The sequence below is a fragment of the Geothrix campi genome, assembly GCF_024609265.1.
In the GTDB taxonomy this organism is placed as follows: domain Bacteria; phylum Acidobacteriota; class Holophagae; order Holophagales; family Holophagaceae; genus Geothrix; species Geothrix campi.
Map to the genome: position 1 here is coordinate 801005 of NZ_JANHMP010000001.1, position 13443 is coordinate 814447.

At 67.5% G+C, this 13443-nt stretch carries 14 protein-coding genes and 1 pseudogene; 10 read left to right on the forward strand and 5 right to left on the reverse strand.

Annotated features, from left to right (window positions below; translation table 11 throughout):
• Positions 1-8: 8 nt before the first annotated feature.
• The 3 genes and pseudogenes from NOV65_RS03795 to NOV65_RS15590 all read left to right on the forward strand — a co-directional run bounded on the left by NOV65_RS03795 (position 9) and on the right by NOV65_RS15590 (position 1503).
• Positions 9-527, forward strand: a complete 519-nt coding sequence (locus NOV65_RS03795; RefSeq protein WP_257304495.1) for a GNAT family N-acetyltransferase — start codon at positions 9-11, stop codon at positions 525-527.
• Positions 451-1053 (forward strand): annotated as a pseudogene (locus tag NOV65_RS15585) (DUF1572 family protein); the annotation flags it as partial. The gene NOV65_RS03795 and the pseudogene NOV65_RS15585, both read left to right, overlap by 77 nt.
• 84 nt (positions 1054-1137) lie before the next feature.
• Complete coding sequence (locus tag NOV65_RS15590; RefSeq protein WP_425250836.1) at positions 1138-1503, forward strand: nuclear transport factor 2 family protein; 366 nt, start codon at positions 1138-1140, stop codon at positions 1501-1503.
• On the opposite strand, the gene NOV65_RS03805 is transcribed toward NOV65_RS15590, so the two are convergent.
• A complete protein-coding gene (locus tag NOV65_RS03805) occupies positions 1460-2410 on the reverse strand; it encodes a winged helix-turn-helix domain-containing protein (protein ID WP_257304498.1) in 951 nt (316 codons plus the stop codon). The two genes, NOV65_RS15590 and NOV65_RS03805, sit on opposite strands and share 44 nt — an antisense overlap.
• A 257-nt stretch (positions 2411-2667) precedes the next feature.
• Here NOV65_RS03805 and NOV65_RS03810 point away from each other — a divergent pair, with 257 nt between their 5' ends.
• Positions 2668-3228: a type 1 periplasmic-binding domain-containing protein gene (locus NOV65_RS03810; protein WP_257304500.1), complete on the forward strand. Its 561-nt coding sequence runs from the start codon at positions 2668-2670 to the stop codon at positions 3226-3228.
• Between the two features lie 44 nt (positions 3229-3272).
• Here the strand turns inward: NOV65_RS03810 and NOV65_RS15380 are convergent, their stop codons facing one another.
• Together NOV65_RS15380 and NOV65_RS03820 are read right to left on the reverse strand one after the other, a co-directional pair.
• Positions 3273-5831 carry a protein kinase domain-containing protein gene (locus NOV65_RS15380; protein WP_306671930.1) on the reverse strand — a complete coding sequence of 853 codons (2559 nt, stop codon included), beginning with the start codon at positions 5829-5831 and terminating at the stop codon, positions 3273-3275.
• 109 nt (positions 5832-5940) lie between these two features.
• Positions 5941-6984, reverse strand: coding sequence for an NAD(P)-dependent alcohol dehydrogenase (locus tag NOV65_RS03820; RefSeq protein WP_257304502.1), 1044 nt, complete (start codon positions 6982-6984; stop codon positions 5941-5943).
• Positions 6985-7123: 139 nt separating this feature from the next.
• On the opposite strand from NOV65_RS03820, the gene NOV65_RS03825 reads away from it, so the two are divergent.
• Positions 7124-7633 carry a GNAT family N-acetyltransferase gene (locus tag NOV65_RS03825; RefSeq protein WP_257304504.1) on the forward strand — a complete coding sequence of 170 codons (510 nt, stop codon included), beginning with the start codon at positions 7124-7126 and terminating at the stop codon, positions 7631-7633.
• Between the two features lie 36 nt (positions 7634-7669).
• Here NOV65_RS03825 and NOV65_RS03830 read toward each other — a convergent pair whose 3' ends face one another.
• A complete protein-coding gene (locus NOV65_RS03830; RefSeq protein ID WP_257304506.1) occupies positions 7670-8179 on the reverse strand; it encodes a hypothetical protein in 510 nt (169 codons plus the stop codon).
• A gap of 99 nt (positions 8180-8278) precedes the next feature.
• Here NOV65_RS03830 and NOV65_RS03835 point away from each other — a divergent pair, with 99 nt between their 5' ends.
• A complete protein-coding gene (locus NOV65_RS03835) occupies positions 8279-8848 on the forward strand; it encodes a thioredoxin family protein (protein WP_257304508.1) in 570 nt (189 codons plus the stop codon).
• On the opposite strand, the gene NOV65_RS15385 is transcribed toward NOV65_RS03835, so the two are convergent.
• Entirely contained in the window at positions 8845-9630 is a 786-nt protein-coding gene (locus tag NOV65_RS15385) for a TrmH family RNA methyltransferase (RefSeq protein WP_306671931.1), read from the reverse strand. The genes NOV65_RS03835 and NOV65_RS15385 overlap by 4 nt on opposite strands.
• Positions 9631-9724: 94 nt before the next feature.
• Here NOV65_RS15385 and NOV65_RS03845 point away from each other — a divergent pair, with 94 nt between their 5' ends.
• The 4 genes from NOV65_RS03845 to NOV65_RS03860 all read left to right on the forward strand — a co-directional run bounded on the left by NOV65_RS03845 (position 9725) and on the right by NOV65_RS03860 (position 13443).
• Positions 9725-11317: an aromatic amino acid hydroxylase gene (locus NOV65_RS03845; RefSeq protein ID WP_257304510.1), complete on the forward strand. Its 1593-nt coding sequence runs from the start codon at positions 9725-9727 to the stop codon at positions 11315-11317.
• Positions 11314-11559, forward strand: coding sequence for a 4a-hydroxytetrahydrobiopterin dehydratase (locus tag NOV65_RS03850; RefSeq protein WP_257304512.1), 246 nt, complete (start codon positions 11314-11316; stop codon positions 11557-11559). The genes NOV65_RS03845 and NOV65_RS03850 overlap by 4 nt, the downstream gene beginning before the upstream one ends.
• Before the next feature lie 101 nt (positions 11560-11660).
• Positions 11661-12290, forward strand: coding sequence for a hypothetical protein (locus NOV65_RS03855; protein ID WP_257304514.1), 630 nt, complete (start codon positions 11661-11663; stop codon positions 12288-12290).
• Entirely contained in the window at positions 12283-13443 is a 1161-nt protein-coding gene (locus NOV65_RS03860) for a cytochrome c biogenesis protein ResB (protein ID WP_257304516.1), read from the forward strand. Before NOV65_RS03855 ends, NOV65_RS03860 begins: the two co-directional genes overlap by 8 nt.

Here is a 13443-nt window from a genome sequence, read left to right on the forward strand (position 1 = left end):
TGCCTGTGATGAACACGACGGTGCGCAGTGCGGCTGCGGAAGATGTCGAAGCCATCGCCTCCCTGGGCCGGAAGAGCTTCTCCTGGGCCTTCGGGGCGCTGTTCCGGGAAGACGTGCTGGCCCGCTATCTGGACGGGACGTACTCCGCCCGGAAGATCGCCGGAAGCCTGGCCAAGGCGGCCAACCTCTACTTCGTGGCCGAAGCGGAGGGCCGTCTCCAGGGGTTCCTGAAGTTGAAGGCGGGTGGTGCGGAGGCCTGGCAGGTCCAGAAGCTCTACGTGGACCCGGATCTGATCCAGAGCGGGATCGGACGGCGGCTCATGCAGGCGGGCGAGGAGGCGATGAGGGCCCGGAAGGCCCCGTCCGCCTGGCTGGTGGTGTACCACGGCAACGACCGCGCCATCCGCTTCTACCGGGGCCTGGGCTACGCGGAAACGGGCGTGGAATTCCATGACTTCGAGGACATCCGGATCGAGTTCCGGCGGATGTCGAAGGCCTACGTCCCTCCCGCGGGCGCCCTGCCCTGAGACAGGTCCGGCGTCGGCCCCACCTGCCATTCCCTCCAAGGAGCTTCCGTTGAACGGCGACCTCTACCTGGCCGACGCCCTCAAGCGCTTCCGCGAAGCGCGCGCCCAGTGCGACCGCGCCCTCGCACAGGTGCCCGTGGAACGCTGGACGCACCGGCTGGATCCGGAATCCAACAGCCTGGCTACGCTGATGCTGCACCTCTCGGGCAACATGCTCTCCCGCTGGACCGACTTCCTGACCACCGATGGCGAGAAGCCGGATCGTGACCGCGACGCTGAGTTCGAGGATCCAGAAGCCTTCGACCCACAGGCCCTGCGTGACCGCTGGGAACGGGGCTGGATCTGCCTCTTCGATACCCTGGAAAGCCTCACCGCCGCCGACCTCGAGCGCACGGTGACCATCCGGCATGAGCCCCACACCGTGCTCGAGGCCATCAACCGCCAACTCGCCCACTACCCCTACCACGCGGGCCAGATCGTCTTCCTCGCGAAGTTCCTGAGGCGCGACTCCTGGCAGACGCTCAGCGTCGCCAGGGGTGGCACCGCGGCCTACAACGCCGCCAAGATGAAGGATCACCCCAGGCCTGACGTCCCGCCACCCGGAGTCCCCATGCCACTCACCCCACGAAACCTGGTCTCGGACTGGGTCGAGGCCTTCAACCGCGGCGATGCCGAGGCGCTGGCCGCGATGTACCACGAAGACGCGGTGAACCACCAGGTGGCCGAAACCCCGGTGGCGGGCCGAGAGGCGATCCGGGCCATGTTCACGCGGGAGTTCGCGGCGGCGGAGATGGTGTGCCTGGTGGAGAACCTCTTCGAGGATGGCGAGTGGGCGATCCTCGAGTGGCGCGATCCCCTGGGCCTGCGCGGCTGCGGCTTCTTCCGCGTGGTGGACGGGAGGATCGCCTTCCAGCGCGGCTACTGGGACAAGCTCAGCTTCCTCCGCCAGTACGGCCTGCCCATCCCGCCAGCCTGACTTCGGCCTTCGCGTCCATCCGCGGCGCCACCGCAGCCCGCGCGGCCTCCCCCGTGGCCTGCTGGGCAAGATAGTCGGCGATGGTCCGGTGGACCTGGTGCAATTCCTCGGGCGAGACGGGGAAGGTGCGATCCCCCCGGCTGCGCCCCTGGGCATCCCTAAGGTTCACGTGGATCCGGTAGCCCTGTGTCCCCCGGTCCAGAGTCCAGGTGAGGGTCAGCGCGGCCTTCGGCAGGGGCCTGTCCACACTGGGCCTGGCTTCGGCGGACTGGATATCCAGGTTCGGGGCGTTCACAAGGTCCTGGGTGACCTGTCGGGACAGGGCGGAAGCGAAGTAATCCACAGCGGGGTCACCCGTCACGTTGGCCAGCGGGGTGACGACCAGGGTCGTGGTGGGGGTCCTCATGACCCCCCAAAGCATCACGCCAGCGCCCAGGAGGCCCAGCCCGAGAGCGACTCCGAACCACAGCTTCCAGGGCCGCCACAGCCGGCGGTCCCGAGTGGGCGTGACCGCGTCCATCCCGGGACCAGACAGGGGCCTGAAGACCGGCATCGGGAAGGATCCGGAGGGCGGAGGGGGCTTGCCCGGGAGGGGGACCACCTTCCCCACGAAGCGGTAGCCCTTGCGGGGGATCGTCTCGATGAAGAGGGGTGCCTCCGCCGAGTCCCCGAGCACTTGGCGGAGGCGCCAGGCGGCCGCATTGAGACCATCCTCGAAGCCGACGTGGATGTCCCCGGACCAGACCCGCTTCTGGAGCTCCTCGCGCCCCACGATCTGGCCCGGCCGCTCGAGCAGGCAAAGCAGCAGCTTGAGGGGCTGGTCCTGGATCCGGACGCAATCCTCGCCCTTCCGGAGTTCGCCCGTGTGGGGGTCCAGCTCGAATCCGCCAAAGGCCAGCCGCGTCATTCGGCACTCCCAGGGAGCGTCGCAAGTATGCGACCAACCGGGTCATCTTCAACCTGTCATCTCACCTGGATCTAACAACCTCCTCGCGCCTCCGCAAGGGACCTGGAATCACCCATCCAACCATCCATATACCTTCATTTGAACCGTCAGATAGCGGTCATGGCGCGGTGAGGTGCCCGGGCCAAGGTTGGGCCTTGCCGCAGCCACCCGCTCGGCGCCACCTGGGCCCGGCTGGGTCCCTTCCACGGAGGTGTTCCATGTTCCGACCAACCACCCTGCTCGCCCTGGCAGCCCTCACCACCTCACTCGTCGCCGAGGATTTCGGCCCCGTGGTGAAGGCGGCTGGCATCGTCTACCAGGGGATGAATCACTTCGGCGTCGTCTGCAACTACGGCCGCAGCCAGGACCAGGTGGCCGATCTCCAGCGGGCCCTGCCTGATGGCTCCATCCTCACCGTGATCGATGTGCGCCATCCCATGCAGGTTGGCCGCGCCAGCACGATGATCCAGCAGCGCCGCGTGGAGTTGCTGGCCCTGCTGCCTCGCGACCCCCTGATCTGCGACGGTTCTGATCTCGCTACGAGTCTCGTGGCGAAGCTCAAGGGCAGCATCCCTGCCTTCGGCACCACGCCCGCGGCTCTGAAGAACGGCTGCGTCATGGCCTTGGGCCAGGCGACCAACTGGGAGCTGCTGTTCAATCCCAAGTTGCTGGATCTCGACCTGCAGAGGGGCGTCATCGAAGACGTCACCATCACTCCCTGGCAGAACGGCACCAAGGGAGGGCCCGCCACCCTGGATCTGGTGTTCCAGTACAAGTGAGCGCTCGTCTGGCCCGGAAGCGCCCCGCTCCAGCGGGGCGCTTCTTATGAACCCAAGGAGGAGGCCACCGCGATGTATCTATGCAACTCCTCCAGAGGCTTATGGAGGTATTCCGGCAACTCTCCCCGGGCCTTGGCCTGGTCCAGGTGCCGCGCCACCATGGCGGCGCCATCCCGCGTGGCCCGCAGAATTCGCGTGAAGCGGGGATCGCCCCGGAGGCGCTGCATCTCCGGGTTGTCCAGGAGCCAATCCAGGCAGGGGATGGCCCCCATGTCCACGCTCCGCTGGAGGAGCCGGAAGGCATCGTCGGCCAAGCCCACCCGCACGAGGTAGGGGGCCTCGAACAACACCGCATTCCCAATGTCGATGGCCCGCTCCTTGGGGCCGAGCCAGTGGGCCAGGAGGGGCCCCGCGAGAGCCCGGGCCTCTGCCTCCTGGCCACGCTCCACCGCACACCAGAACCGGACCGTGGTCCCGAGGGGCCGGCCCAGGCGCGCGTAGTGGGCCTCCACCTCTTCCAGGCGACCCAGGCGGGCCAGGGCGTAGGGCCGGACCGTGCCGTTCAGCAGGGCGTGCCCCGGCTCCCTCAGGAGAGCCCGGTCCGCGATGGCCAATGCCTCCTCCGCCCGGCCCATCCAGGCGAGGCCCAGCGCGACGAAGGCGGGCCCCGTGAGATCCATGGGCTCCAGTTCCATGGACCGCCGGCCCCCCGCGATGAAGAGCCCCTCCGAGCCCGGCCCGGACAGGATGGTGGCCATGGTGATGTGGACCTGGGCCTGCTGCGGGGCGAGGCAGACCCCCTTTACCGCGTACTCCACGGCCAGGTCGGAGTTCTCCCTGCGGCTCTGCACCTCCACCGCCCCGAGAAGGCTCCACGCCAGGCCGCAGCGCGGGTCGATGTCCAGGGCCCGGCGCGCCCAGGTGGCCGCCAATTGCCGCTCGGCTTCCCCGTCCTGGGCCGTGCCCGCCTCGTAGGACCGCCACCCGTGGAGGCAGGCCAGCTGCACCGCGGCCTCGCTATGCCGCGGATCCAGGCGGAAGACTTTCTCGAAGGCCGCCACGGCCTGGTCGTAGTCCTCGCTCCGCCCCAGCGCCCGATAGCGGTACTGGAAATGCCGCCCTTCGCCGAAGGCCAGCTCGGCCTCGGAACCGGTAGCGGGCCGGGCCACGACCTGGGTCAGCCCCTCCTCCCGGGTCAGGGTGCGGGCCACCGCCTCTGCCGCCTCGCGGACCAGGTCGTTGTAGTCCGCCTGGGTGCCTTCGTACTGATGTCCCCACCGCACCTTCCAGGTCCGGGTATCCACCAGCTGCACGTTGAGGATCAGGCGCTTCGCCTTCTTGGTGATGGTGGTGACCACCAGGTGATCCGCCTGGTAGGCCTCTTTGGCCTGGGCCAGATCGCCCTTCCATTTCTCCATCTGGAAGCTGGAGGGAGGAGCCTTCGTGTCCAGCCCCTCCACCTTGGCCAGCAGGGTCGACAGGGTGTTGGAAACGGCGTCCGCCAGGTAGGCCGAATCGTCGGCCCCGTACACCCGCGCAGGCAGGGCCAGCACGCTGGGAAGAGCCGGTGTGGTGGCTGCCGGCGGCACAGGGGTCCGCTGGCTCCGCCGCCAGGCATAGATGCTGACTCCCGAGCCCAGGAGAACCAGGGCCATCCCCGCGGCCAGGATCTGGGGGCGAGGCACCGTCCGGGGATGGCGCGCCAAATCCGGGACGGGACGGGGCCCCAGGTCCGTTCGAGCGGCGAAGCGCAGGGCCTCTCCCAGCTCCCGGGCAGTCCGGAAGCGCTGCCCGGGATCCTTCGCCAGACAGACCCGGAGGATGCGACCCAGGGGCGAGGGCAGCCGCTCAGCGCCCTGGGAGACTTGGGGTCGGCCTGCGAGGATGGCCCGCATGGTTTCCGCGTGGGTGGCGCGGAGGAAGGGGTGGCCTCCCGTCGTCATCTCCCACAGGATCACACCCAGGCTGAAGAGATCGCTGCGGGCGTCCACCTTCCTGCCCTGGACCTGCTCGGGGCTCATGTAGTTGGCCGTGCCCATGACGAGGCCGGATTCGGTGAGGCCGCTGTTCGTCGAGGCGACTCCATCGGCCGGGGTGGCCTCTGGTGGCTGGGTCTGAGCCTGCTGCAGCTTGGCCAGTCCGAAATCGAGGATCTTCACGTGGCCGTGGACCGTCAGCATCAGATTCTCGGGCTTGAGGTCCCGATGGATGATGCCTTTGGCATGGGCTGCCTCCAAGCCATCCGCCACGGCCGCCGCGAGCTCAGCAGCCTTGCGCCAGGGTATGGGTCCGGTGGCCATGCGCCGCCGCAGCGTGGAGCCCTCCACCAGTTCCATCACCAGGTAGGGGAGACCGTGGTCCTCGCCGGCATCGAAAACCTGGACCACGCTGGGATGGGACATGGCTGCCAGCACGCGCGTTTCCTGGTGGAACCGCCGCAGCCTCGCCGGATCGGAGGCGAAGGATTCAGCCAGGACCTTGATCGCCACCTCTCGGCCCAGCTTCGTGTCCCGGGCCCGGAAGACTTTCCCCATGCCGCCCGCTCCGAGGGTGCCGACAATCTCGTAGGCACCGACGGACGAGCCGCAGGCAAGGGGTGGCATGGGACCTCCGCCCACTCAAGGAGACGGGGAGCCCCAGAAGGTTACATCTTCAGATCCACTCGGCCAACCGCTTTTTTCCTTGTGGCTGGTTGTGTTTAGGCGGATTCAATCACAACGTCTTCATGTCCAGGACGAAGCGGTAGCGCACGTCGTTCTTCAGCATGCGCTCGTAGGCCTCGTTCACCTGCTGGACCGGGATGAGTTCGATCTCGGAGACGATGCCGTGTTCGGCGCAGAAATCGAGCATCTCCTGGGTCTCCTGGATGCCGCCGATGAGTGATCCGCTGAGTGTCTTCCGCCCACCGATGAGGGCGTGGGCCGCGACTGGAGTGGGTTCGGGGGGCACGCCCAGCAGCACCATGGCGCCCTCGACACGGAGCAGCCCCAGGTACTTGTTGTAGTCGTGGGGGGCGGAGATGGTGTCGATGATGAGGTCGAACTGGCCGGCCAGCCGCTTGAAGGTGGCGTCATCCGCGGTGAGGCCGAAGTGCTGGGCGCCCAGCTTGCGAGCATCCGCCTCCTTGGACTTCGAGGTGCTGAGCATGGTCACCTCAGCGCCCATGGCGGCAGCAATCTTCACGGCCATGTGGCCCAGGCCGCCCAGACCCACAACGCCCACCTTGTCACCCTTCTTGGTCTTCCAATGGCGCAGGGGCGAATAGGTGGTGATGCCCGCGCAAAGCAGGGGCGCCACGGCGGCGAGATCGAGCTTGGGGGATACCTTCAGCGTGAAGGCCTCGTCCACCACGACGCTCGACGAATAGCCGCCGTAGGTGAGGGTCTTCCGATCCATCTCCGTGCTGTTGTAGGTGAAGGCGGCACCCTTCTCGCAGAACTGCTCGAGCTTCCGCTGGCAGCTGGGGCACGTGCGGCAGCTGTCCACCATGCAGCCCACACCCGCCAGGTCGCCCACCTTGAAGCCATCCACATGGGCGCCCACAGCGGTGACGCGGCCCACGATCTCGTGGCCGGGCACCATGGGGTATTTCGAACCGCCCCACTCGTCGCGCACCTGGTGGAGGTCGGAGTGGCAGATGCCGCAGTAGGCGATCTCGATCTGGACATCATGCGGCCCCACCTCCCGGCGTTCGATCTGGAACGGCGCGAGGGCAGCGGTGGGGGAGGTCGCGGCGTAGGCTTTGGCGGTGGCCATGGGAACTCCTGAAAGCTGAATCTTCCACTTTAGACCAGGGATGCAGAAGGGACAGAAGGCACCTCCGGGTGCGTGCCCGGGATTCCGGGAAGCTGGCGGGGGCTGCATTCCCTGGTGGTTTCATGATGAGATCAAAGGCATGTTGCCGCTTCCGACCGACCGCCTGGCCATCCGTCCGTTCACGCTGACCGACGCCCCCTTCACCCTGCGTCTGCTCAACGAGCCCTCCTTCATCGCAAACATCGCGGACAAGGGGGTCCGCACGATTGAGCAGGCCGAGGATTACCTTCAACAGGGGCCACTGGCGAGCTACGCCGCCCACGGCCACGGGCTCTGGCTGGTGGAACACCGCGGCACCGGCGTGCCCATGGGCATGTGCGGCCTCATCCGGCGGGAGTCGCTTCCCGAGGTGGACCTGGGCTACGCCTTCCTGCCGGAATTCTGGGGACAGGGGTTCGCCCGAGAAGCCGCACGAGCCTGCCTGGCCTTTGGCCGTGAAGCGCTCGGGCTGCATGGCATGTTGGCCATCGTATCGCCAGGCAACACACCCTCGATCCGCCTGTTGGAAACGCTGGCCTTCCTGCCTGTGGGAAGGATGGAACTGACCCCGGGTGATGAGGTGGTGATGTACCGGATCGACTTCGCCTGAGCCTGCCCGTGCCGCGGTGTTCCGGAGGTGTGGGATCTACTGATGGAGCACGAGCAGGTACCAGCCAAAAGCCGTGAGGAGCGGGATCCTGGGATTCGCCCGACTATCGGGGCCGATCTCAACCTCAGCCCGGGTCCGGTGTGGCAAGGGCTCCCCGGCGGGCGGCGGCTCCAGCCGGAGCGTGAGGACAGCCTTCCCCTTCATGTCGCGGAAGGCCCATCCGCCCCGAGGGTGCTCCCGCCGCCAACGAAAGCTCTCGCCGTCAACGAAGCGGAGGATGCCCCTGCCCAGGAAACCGGGATGGAACTGGGCGAGATCAGTCTGGGCGCCCTCCTCCCGGATGTGGACCAGGGTGCTGAGAATGCCAGTCTCCCGGAAGGTCCAGGTTCCATCGGCGGTTTCAGCGGTGGCGAAGGTCCGGCATAAAGGTTTCAGGGCCAACCTGGCGAGGACCTCATCCCCGGCATGGAGTTCGTACCGCGGTTCCCGCACGACGGGATCCAGCCATTCGAGGGGTGGTGCGGTGAAATTCCTGATCGCTTTCATGGCTCCCCCTTTACCGGCGGGACACGCTTCGCGCCACTCCAAAGGTACGTCCTGGAACAGGGTTGGGCCTGCCAGCATCAGATGACCCGAGGAGGTTCCATGCCCCGCCCCGCCACACTCCCCCTCATCGACTGGAAGGATGTCTTCGACTCCGGCCTGACCTATGACGCCTGGCTGGCTGCGGCGGAATCCGCGGAACAGCGGGGCAAGATTGAAGTCCAACGAGCGGCCCTGGCACTTGATCCCCAGGCGGCCGGATTCATGGCGGCCCTGCCCAGGCCCGTGCATGTGGTGGCCATCGCCGAGGACTGGTGCGGTGACGTGGTGCGCCACGCGCCCGTGCTCCAGCGCCTGGCCGAGGCCGGCTCGAACCTGAAGGTCCGCTACCTCAGCCGGGAGCAGCACCCAGATGTGTTCGTGCGCTTCCTCACCAACGGCGGCGAGGCCATCCCCAAATTCATCTTCCTGAGTGACCGCTTCGTGGAATGCGGAAACTGGGGCCCCATGCCCAACAGCTGCAAGGAACTCATTGCCCGGGGCAAGGCCTGTGGCGACGTAGCCGCCGCGCGGAAGAAGGTCGCCGCCCGCTACCAGCAGGACCCGGTCTGCCGGGAGGTCGTGGCCGAGCTGCTGCAGCTGGTGGATATCGCCGTCAGCCGCGAGCCCTAGCGGCTCTCGACCATCCGGAACATCAGGATCGCCCCGGCGGCAGCTACGTTCAGGCTATCCATGCCCGACGCCATGGGGATGGCCACTGTCCGGTCGCACTGGGCGAGCTGAGCCGCATCCAGACCCGTGTCTTCCGGGCCCATCACCAGGGCACTGCGGGTCGCCGGCCGCCAGGCGCGCGCATCCTCCGCTTCCCGGGTGAGCGCGGCAGCCACGATCTCCGAACCCGTTTCCGCCGCCTTCCAGTCCGCCAGAAGCGCCCAGGGATCCTCCACCCGCCACACGGGAATGCGCCAGACGGCGCCCATGGAAACCCTGACCGTGCGACGGCTCCAAAGACCGGGTCCCGGTCCCGCCAGCACACCATCCAGCCCCAGGGCCGCGGCGCTGCGCAGCAGCAGACCCAGGTTCTCGCCGTCGTAGAGCCGCGGCAGCACCAGCAGGCGCCGGGCCGCCCTCAGGGTCGCCGCGGAAGGCGGCGGGGGCACCTGCGCACAGGCCATGAGGCCCCGATGGAAGGAGAAGCCCGCCAGTTCCGACAGCGCCGCGGGTTCGGCCACCAGCAGCTCCGTCCCCTCCGGGAGCAGGGCCCGCGCCGCCCCGGCCGCCGTGGTGGTGGCGGCCACGGACACCACGCGCAGCCGACCCGCCCGGCCCGCGGCGAGCAGATCCTCCACCAGGATGCGACCCTCGGCGATGAAACAGGAACCGAACTCCGGGTGCTCACGCGTCCCGGCGAAGCGCAGGTCACGGTAGGGGTCCCAGGGATCGAAATCGGCCATGGCACCAGGGTAGCCCGCGCTGGCGCCGACGCATGAATCGGGAGTTCTCTACCAATTGTTCATCATTTAAAGTTTAATGAATACCGAGGCCGCCATGCTCCCAGTCCCATCACCTACCCGGCGCGCCATCGACCGGCTCCCGACCCACCTCCAGCGCTACGTGGCGGATCAGGATTACGGGGCCTACACTCCCCGGGACCATGCGGTCTGGCGGCACATCCTGCATCGGCTCACCAACCGGCTGAAGGATACGGCCCATGGCAGTTACCTGGCGGGCCTGGCAGCCACGGGCATCGGTCTGGAGCGCATCCCCAGCCTGGACGAGATGAACCTCAAGCTGGAGGGCCTGGGCTGGTCCGCCGTGGGCGTCCGGGGCTTCATTCCCCCGGCGGTGTTCACGGAGCTCCAATCCCTCGGCGTGCTGGCCATCGCCGCCGATATCCGCAGCCACGAGCACATCGAGTACACGCCGGCCCCGGACATCGTCCACGAAAGCGCCGGCCATGCGCCCATCCTGGCGGACCGCCGCTACGCGGACTACTTGAAGCGCTGCGGGGAGGCGGGTTTCCGGGCCATCGCCTCCGTGGAGGATCAGGCGGTCTACGAGGCCATCCGGAACCTCAGCGTGGTGAAGGAGGATCCCGAAGCCACGGAGACCGAGATCCACCTGGCCGAGGAACGGCTTCGGGCCGCCTCCGCCAGCCGCCGGTACGTCAGCGAAAGCACCAAGGCCAGCCGCCTCTACTGGTGGACCGCCGAGTACGGGCTGGTGGGTGACCTGGCCGATCCGAAGCTCTACGGCGCCGGGCTCCTCAGCAGCCTGGGCGAAGCGGCCCACTGCCTCACGCCGGCCGTGGCCAAGGTGCCCCTCAGCCTCGTCTGCGCCGACACCGAATACGACATCACGCGCATGCAGCCCCAGCTCTTCGTGGCCCGGGACTTCGACCACCTCTTCGAGGTGCTGGACGCCTTCGAGGCCACCCTAAGCTGGCGGCGGGGCGGCGACCACGGCCTGGATGAGGCCCTGCGGGCGCGCACCGTGAACCACCTGGGCCTAGAGGGCGGCATTGAGCTCACGGGCAAGGTGGTGGCGCGGATCCCCGCCCGCGGCGAGCTGGCCCCGGGCCTGGCCACGGCCCTGGTGCGGGTGGAGGGCCCCGTGCTGCTGTCGCGCGGCGGCGTGGCGGAGGATCAGCCCTGGCCTGGCTCAGCGCTGGTGGCCTTCGGCCGCGGGACGCTGCCTCCTCGGGGGCCGTTCAGCCTGGACCTGCCCTCAGGGCTCTTCCTTACGGGCTTCCGGGTGGGCGAGCACGAAGTGATCAACCTCCGGGGCCACCAGGATGGCCGCCCACTGGACCTGCCCAGCTGGGCCCTGCTCTTCCTGAGCGAGGGCCTGCCCTCGGTGGCGGGGGGACCGGCGGATCCCGGCGCCTGGGACCGCTGGTACGGCGGGCTGGGGGCCTTCGCGGAAGGCGAGGCCGAAGCCCAGGCCCGGGCCCGCAAGGCCTCCTCCCTGTCCCCGGAACTGGCGGACCTCTACCTGGAGACCCGGACCTTGAGGGAGGACCGGGACGCACAAAGGGTCCAAGCCCTGGTCCATAGAGCTCGTGCCTATCCCGGCGAATGGCTTCTTCACGAAGAATTGGCGGAGCTGGAGGCCACTCTGGCCCAGGAGGTGAAGTCATGACCTGGATCGAACAGGAGGGCTGCCTGGTCCGGGAGTTCCGGACCCCGGATTTCATCACAGCTTTCCGGATTGTGACCGCCGTGGTGGAACCTTCCGAGACCATGAATCACCACCCAGATATCCTCTTTGGTTGGGGGCATGTCCGGATCACCCTGACCACCCACGATGCGGGGGGTATCACGGAGAAAGATCAACAATTAGCCAAACTCATCGATCAAGCCATCCTGCCTTTCGGTCTGTAAGCCTTGCCCAATGTCACGTGTCTTCGCCCCGGAAGGTCCGGTATTCTGATGTGTCCTAGAGGAACCCTTTGTTGAAAACATCGATCCCTCCCCAGCGTTCCATGTCCTTCGTCGCGAAGGCCTCTCTCCTGGCCGGTGCCGGACTCCTGGCGCTGGCCGTCGGGTGCAACCGTGATCAGGTCAGCCACTTCCGGGTACCCAAGGAAGCCGTAGCCGATCATCCCGACCACCCGGGGCACGAGGACCATGCCGCGCCTGGCCAGGGGATGCCCCCGGCCGGCGGCGAGATGCCCGCGCCCCCCAGGCCCTCCGGCCAGGGTTCCCTGAAGTGGACCCTGCCCAAGGGTTGGAGCGAAGTCCCCGGCGAGGGGATGCGCTTCGCCACCTTCAAGTCCCCCGTGCAAGGCAAGAACGAAGCCACGGTGGTGGTGCTCCCCGGTGCCGCTGGCGGCGAGCTGGCCAATGTGAACCGCTGGCGCGGGCAGATCGGCCTGGGCCCCATCGACGACGCGGCCCTGACCGCCGCCCGCGTGGTGGTCAAGTCCAAGGCCGGCGCCCTGAACGTCTACGACTTCACCAGCGACGGCCAGGCCAAGAGCCGCATGGTGGCCGGTCTGATCTCCACGCCGGACGGGAACACCTGGTTCCTCAAGCTCACGGGCGACGCCGCCCCCGTGGCCAAGGCCAAGCCTGATTTCATGCGCATCCTGGAGAGCCTCCGCCTTGATTAAGACACTCGCCTCCCGCATCTGGAAGTTCTTCAAGTCCTTCCAACTCACCATCGTCCTGCTCGCCTGCCTGATGGCGCTCGTGGTGCTCTGCACCCTGGCCCAGGTGGAGATGGGTACCCAGGGCGCCGTGAACGCCTACATGCGCAGCTTCTTCGTGAAGCGCCAGTTCAGCTTCCTGCCCTTCCCCCTGCCCGTGTTCCCGGGCGGCGGCCTGGTGGGCCTCCTGCTCACGCTCAACCTCATTGCCAAGACGCTCGACATCCAGCGCAGCTGGACCAAGGCCGGCATGTGGCTGGTCCACTCGGGCCTGGTGGTCCTGTTCGCGGGCGAATTCGTGGCCGGCATGATGCAGGTGGACACCAACATGTCCATTGAGGTGGGCCAGACCGTCAACTACGTCCAGAGCTACAAGAACATGGAGCTGGCCGTCATCGACACCACCGATCCCACCTGGGACGAAGTCTACTCGGTGCCTGACACCCTGCTGGCCAAGGGCGGCTCCATCGCCATCCCAGGCACGCCGCTCACCCTGAACGTGAAGCGCTACTTCCCCAACGCCGAGCTTTCCAATCTGCCTCCCGGCGCGCCTCCCTCCCTGGCCACAGCCGGCGTGGGCCCCGGAGTCTCCGTCGTCGAACGCCCCGCGGTCACCAACGACAACGAGATCAACACCGGCACCGTCTTCGTGGAGCCCGTGGCCGGCGGCCGCAGCTATGGCACCTGGCTGGCTTCCATGGCGCTCGGAGCGCCGCAGTCCTTCACCCATGAAGGCCGCACCTATTCGCTCTCCATGCGCCTGCGCCGCCAGTACCTGCCGTACGCCTTCACGCTCAAGCAGTTCCGGCATGACGTCTACCCCGGCACCGACATCCCCAAGAACTTCTCGAGCCTGGTGCAGGTCGTGAACCCTTCCCAGAAGGAATCGCGGGAGGTGCTCATCTACATGAACCAGCCGCTGCGGTACGAAGGCAAGACCTTCTACCAGGCGAGCTTTGGCAAGAACGACACCCTGTCCGTCCTTTCCGTGGTTGAAAATCCCGGCTGGCTTCTCCCCTATGTGTCGTGCGTGCTGGTCTCCCTGGGCCTGCTCGTGCACTTCGCCATCGTCCTGCGGCGCTCGCTGAAGCGACGCCAGGACAAGAAGGAGGGCTGA